This is a genomic window from Corallococcus sp. AB049A (assembly GCF_003668885.1).
Lineage (GTDB): Bacteria > Myxococcota > Myxococcia > Myxococcales > Myxococcaceae > Corallococcus > Corallococcus interemptor.
Genome location: NZ_RAWL01000635.1, coordinates 1 through 3,530, shown reverse-complemented (window position 1 = coordinate 3,530; position 3,530 = coordinate 1). Strand labels below are relative to the sequence as shown.

The following is a 3,530-nucleotide window of genomic DNA, read 5'->3' as shown; positions in this document are numbered from 1 at the left end:
GTCGGAGGTGGGGGCGTTCACGTGGCGGACGCGACTCTTTCCGGCCCGGGCGTCCAGCGCAAGACGCTCGGTGTTTGTCGGGGAGGTCGCGGCTCGGGTAGGACGGCCTTTTCCCCTTGAGGAGGAAGACCATGCCAGACGTCATCGTGGTGGGCGCGGGCCACAACGGACTTGTCGCGGCGGCGATGCTCGCGCGCCGGGGCCTGTCGGTCACCGTGCTGGAGGAGAAGGACCAGGTGGGCGGCGCGTGCAAGACGGAGTACCCGTTCCGCACGGCCCCGAAGCTGGGCGTCTCCACCGGCGCGTACCTCCTGGGGCTGATGCCGCCGGAGCTGCTGAAGGAACTCCAGCTGGAGCTGCCCCTCAAGCGGCGCGACCCGCACTACTTCCTGCCCACCATGGACAAGCGCTACCTGCTCTTCGGCTCGGATGAGCGGGAGCTGGAGCGGCAGTTCCGCGAGTTCTTCTCCGAGGCGGACTGGAACGCCCACGTCGCCATGAACACGGAGCTGGCGGCGCTGCGCGAGGACCTGGCGCCCGCGTGGCTCCTGCCGCCCCGGCCGCTGGAGGAGACGGCGGAGCGGTACGTGCGCCCTGCCCTGCGCCAGCACTTCATCCACCTGTGTCGCGGCACCGCGCGCGAGTACCTGGAGCGCTTCGGCTACAAGTCCGACTTCGTGAAGGCGATGTACGCCGTCACCGACGCGTTCTCCGGCCTGGACGGCGGCTATGACACGCCGGGCACGGGCATGAACCTGCTGGTGCACAACCTCTGCCGGCTGCCGGGCAGCGGCGGCACGTGGATGATCGTCGAAGGCGGCATGGGCACCGTCACCCAGCGCATCGCGGCGCTCGCGCGCAAGCACGGCGCCCAGCTGCGCACGAACGCGAAGGTGGCGTCGGTGCGCGTGGACAGCGGCGTGGTGAAGGGCGTGGTGCTGGAGAATGGCGAGGAGCTGTCCGCGAAGGTCGTGGTCTCCAACGCGGACCCCTTCCGCACGCTGAAGCTGGTGGACTCGGAGGCGCTGAACACGGACTACCGGAGCATGGTGGACGGGCTGTCCGCGCCGGGCACCACGCTGAAGGTGAACCTGTGCCTCAAGTCCCTGCCCACCTTCACCTGCCTGCCGGAGGACCGGGGCCAGTTCGGGCCCACCATCCACCTGCTGCCCCAGGAGGACGACGTGCTGGGCGCGCTGGCGCACGGCTACAAGGAGGCGAAGGCGGGACGGCTGGCGGAGTTCCCCTCCATCGAGTGGTACGTGCACACCACGGTGGACCCGTCCCTGAAGGACGCGGAGGGCCACCACAACTCCGCCCTCTTCGTGGAGTGGGTGCCGGAGAAGCTGGAGGGCACCACCTGGGAGAAGGAGGAGGCGCGCTACGTGAAGCACCTCCTGTCCATCTGCGACCGCTTCGCGCCCGGCACCAGTGATCTGGTGCAGGAGTACTTCGCGCTCACGCCGCCGAAGATTGAGTCCCACTTCGGCATCACCCGCGGCCACATCCATCATGTGGACAACAAGCGCGGGTTCACCGACCGGCTGCCCTATGAGACACCCGTGCAGGGGCTCTACTTCTGCAGCGCGGGCTGCCACCCGGCCGGCAGCGTCATCGGGGCGGCGGGCCACAACGCGGCCAACGTGGTGCTACAGGCGCTCGGACGCTGAGAAGGGGTGCGCCTCACGGCGGGCGGAATGGACGTTCCATGGATCATTCGGCCCGCCGTGTTTAGATGGTTGTCCCCATGAGCTACCTCGTCCTCGCCCGCAAATGGCGCCCGCAGAAGTTCGATGACATGACCGGCCAGGAGCACGTGGTCCGGACCATCGGGAATGCCATCAAGATGGACCGGGTCGCGCACGCGTACCTGTTCTGCGGCCCTCGAGGAGTCGGCAAGACGACGGCCGCCCGCCTGCTCGCCAAGGCGCTCAACTGTGAGCAGGGCCCCACGGCGACCCCCTGCGGCATCTGCCGGGCGTGCACGGAAATCACCGCCGGCACCAGCGTGGACGTCGCGGAGATCGACGGTGCGTCCAACAACGGCGTGGAGAACGTCCGCGAGATTCGCGAGAACGCGAAGTACCTGCCGCAGCGCGACCGCCACAAGATCTACATCATCGACGAAGTCCACATGCTCTCCGGCGCGGCGTTCAACGCGCTCCTGAAGACGCTGGAGGAGCCGCCCGGTCACGTGAAGTTCATCTTTGCGACGACGGAGGCGCACAAGCTCCCGGACACCATCCTGTCGCGCTGCCAGCGCCACAACTTCCGGCGCATCTCCGCGGCGCGGATGCTCCAGCGGCTGAAGGAGATCTGCCAGGCCGAGGGCGCGGGCATCTCCGAGCAGTCGCTGTCCATGGTGGTGCGCCAGTCCGAAGGCGGCATGCGCGACGCGCTGAGCCTGCTGGACCAAATCCTCGCGTCGTGCGGTCCCAACCCCACGGACGAGGCCGTCGCGGAGGCGATGGGCGCCATCGACCGCACGGTGGTGCAGGACTTCGCGGAGGCGCTGGTCCGCAAGGACGCGAAGCGCGTGCTGGGCCGGGTGGACGAGGTGTTCAACCGGGGCCTGGACCTGAAGCGGCTGGCGGAGGAGCTGGCGCTGCAGCTGCGGCACCTCTTCGTGACGAAGTCGCTGGGGGAGGCGCCCGCGGAGCTGGCAGAGTCCGAGCAGAAGGCGCTCGTGGCGCTGGCGAAGGAAGCGGACACGGCGCAGCTGTCGCGGCTGTTCGACATCGTGCACGGCTGCATCTGGGACGTGTCGCGAGCGGCGCAGCCCCGGCTGGCGCTGGAGATGGCGCTGCTCAAGGCCATCCAGCTGTCCCCGGCCGGTTCGATTCCCGACCTGCTGGCCCGCGTGGAGCGGCTGTCGGCGGGGCTTGGCGCGGAAGGCGCCGCGAAGAACACGACCGGAGCGCCAGGAGGTCGCTCCGGTCCCGCGAACTTTCGCGTCTGAAGTCCAGACCGGAGCCCGCGCGCCCGTAGCCACGGCGCGCCCGGTCGAAGCTCCGGTGGCATCCGCGCCCGCGGCGGCCCCTGTGCGTCCACTCGATGCGCAGGGCCCGTCCGTGCAAGCGGAGGCCCCGTCACGTCCGGCACCGCCGTCCGCATCCGCGTCGCCGCGCATGGCCGACCCGCAGGGCCCGTCCGCGTACGCGGGCGCCACGGTCCGGCCCTTCGACGACGCGCGGGCGCCGGCACACCCGGCGTCCAACGGGCACACCCCTCCCGCGCCTCAGCGCTTCGAGGCTCGCGGTCCAGTCACCGCTTCCGGTGAACCGTCCCCGTCCGGCGCGTCCGCCGTGGCCACCCGGGTGCCTCCAGCCGCGCTGATGGAGGGCCTGTCCCCTTCGGCGGCCCGTCCCCTCTCCTTCCTCCGCAATGGCGGTAGCGTGGGCGGCCCCGTGCCCACGCCCGCCTCCGTGACTCCCGCGCCGGTGGTGATGGACGACCTGCCTCCGTCCGCCGCGCGCCCGCTGTCCTTCCTGCGCAATGGCGGCGGCGCGGCCCCGGCCATGGAGCCCCCT

2 protein-coding genes and 1 pseudogene are annotated in these 3,530 nt (G+C 70.5%); all 3 read left to right on the top strand.

Annotated elements, in window-relative coordinates:
- The first annotated feature begins 131 nt into the window (after window positions 1-131).
- Window positions 132-1,670, top strand: a complete 1,539-nt coding sequence (locus D7X55_RS37510) for an NAD(P)/FAD-dependent oxidoreductase (RefSeq protein WP_121725537.1) — start codon at window positions 132-134, stop codon at window positions 1,668-1,670.
- Window positions 1,671-1,747: 77 nt separating this feature from the next.
- Window positions 1,748-2,959 carry a DNA polymerase III subunit gamma/tau gene (gene dnaX, locus D7X55_RS37505; RefSeq protein WP_121725536.1) on the top strand — a complete coding sequence of 404 codons (1,212 nt, stop codon included), beginning with the start codon at window positions 1,748-1,750 and terminating at the stop codon, window positions 2,957-2,959.
- Between the two features lie 169 nt (window positions 2,960-3,128).
- Window positions 3,129-3,530, top strand: a pseudogene (locus D7X55_RS37500) (hypothetical protein); the annotation flags it as partial.

Coding starts and splice junctions, on each gene's coding strand:
- dnaX (WP_121725536.1), top strand. CDS start 1,748: ATGAGCTACCTCGTCCTCGCCCGCAAATGGCGCCCGCAGAAGTTCGAT.
- D7X55_RS37510 (WP_121725537.1), top strand. CDS start 132: ATGCCAGACGTCATCGTGGTGGGCGCGGGCCACAACGGACTTGTCGCG.